General features: G+C 71.3%; 1 protein-coding gene. It reads left to right on the forward strand.

Annotation, left to right across the window (positions count from 1 at the left end; translation table 11 throughout):
* A partial coding sequence (locus AB0D49_RS41705; RefSeq protein WP_362769502.1) for a toxin glutamine deamidase domain-containing protein occupies positions 1-2,030 on the forward strand: 2,030 nt, incomplete at both ends.

The following is a 2,030-nucleotide window of genomic DNA, read 5'->3' on the forward strand; positions in this document are numbered from 1 at the left end:
AGCATGGGCACCCCCGGTGGCGCCGGCGCGCCCGGCGTCTCCGACGCCTCTGAGAAGGGTTCCTCCGGTTACACCCCGCCCAAGCTGGTCGGCGGCGACCCGCTGGGCCTCCAGTCCCCGAAGTTCGACGCGCCGCCGCCGTATGTGTCCCAGGACCTTCCGTCGCCCCGGCTGGACACCAAGTTCGACACGCTGCCGCCGTACACGCCCGAGGACCTCAACCCGCTCCCGGAGCAGCGGCTGCCGGACCCGGCCCGCGACACGGGACCCGGGCAGTCGTCCGTCCCGGACAGCGGGGCGTACCCGGCGGGGGACGGCAAGCAGCAGCCGCTCCAGCAGCAGGACCAGGGCCAGGACCGGTCGTACGGGTCGGAGAAGGGTCAGGGCCAGGACCAGACGTACGGGTCGGAGAAGGGTCAGGACCAGGCGTCGTCGGTGACGCTGAACGGCGGGCAGACACCGATCCGGACACAGAGCGACGCCCCGAGCGGCCTGGACGCGCCCGCCCAGGATCAGGCCCCGTCGGAGGACAATGCGTCGGCACAGCAGGTGATGACGCCGCCGCCGGTACAGACCCAGACGGCCTCGGGAACACCGCCGCAGCCGCAGAGCCAGAGTGCGGGGCAGGGGCAGCAAGGTCAGGGCCAGGCGCAGGCGCAGACTCCCACGCAGGGCCGGGGACCGGCCCCGCAGTCGAACCAGCCCAACCAGGCCGGTCAGGTGAACCAGTCGGCTCAGCCCAACCAGCCGGTTCAGGCGAATCAGCCGAACGACGGGATCTCCCAGCCGCTCGTCCCCACCGAGGGGCCGCAGCCCTCCGACGTCGAGTCGGTTCCCACGACGGAGGATTTCCTGCACGCCCTCACCGACGCACCCACACCCCTCTCCACGACGGCGGCGCCGGGAGAGACGGGGGAGACGGGCGCGCCGGGAACGCCGCAGACGACGCAGACGGCGGAGAGCGCGCAGACACCGCAGTCCGCGCAGCCGGAGGAGATCGGCCAGCCCCGGCCCGTCACCGTCAGCTCCGAGCCGACGCCGGACCAGTCGACGGAGTCCGAGACACAGTCCGAGACCCCGGCGGAGCCGGACACCGAGCCCGACACCGACGCCCGCCCCGAGTCCCCCTTCGCCGAGGACACCCCGCTCACCCGGGCCGAACAGGAGCAGACGCTCCACGACAACGCCGAGGCGTTGTTCCAGGAGATCGCCGACGAGTTCCAGCAGGACTCGACCCTGCGCAACCTCCTCTTCGACGACGACGTCACCAGCTTCGTACGCGACCAGATCCCCAGCATCATGCGGGACGTCCTGAACGACACGGCGGGCGATCCCGACCTCGGCAGGCAGGACGTACTGGACCGCTTCCGGGACGAGACGCGCGCCCACTTCGCGACCCGGGAGAGCGTGGTCCAGGGCCACGAGCAGGCCCGGAGGGACTTCGACCAGGAGTGGACCCCGCGTCCCAAGCCGGACCGCAGGACCGTCTACGAGCTGGTCGAGACCCTCGGCGACACCACCCCGCCGCCCGTCACGCAGGGGCAGCAGGACGCCTCTCCGGTCAACGCCGTCACCCGCCTCTTCGACGCCGGCGGGAACAAGCTGTTCCAGTCCCCGCAGGACCTGGTCGACCAGGTGCACGCCAACCGTGACCGGAGCGACGTCACCCGGGACTTCTACGACAACTGCGTGATCGCGGCACTCACCCTGCACACCGCCTTCCAGGCACCCGACCGCAGCACGGCCGTACGGGACCTGGGCAAGCTGACCGAGGTGAAGGAGGGCAGGACCCACGCCACCGTGGCCCAGCAGGCACTGGACCGCGCCGCGGTGCCGGTCGGAGCCGGGCCCGACGCCCTCACCAAACTCGCCGAACTGGTCCGGGAGTCCGGGGACAAGACCTCGGCCATGGTCTTCATCAGCCGCACACCCGGTGACCCGGACGGAAAGGGCCACGCCTTCAACCTCGTCAACGACAACGGCGTACTGACCTGGGTCGACCTCGCCAACAACGCCACGTCCGACGAGAA

This window comes from Streptomyces sp. NPDC048290, from assembly GCF_040652095.1.
Taxonomy (GTDB): Bacteria; Actinomycetota; Actinomycetes; order Streptomycetales; family Streptomycetaceae; genus Streptomyces.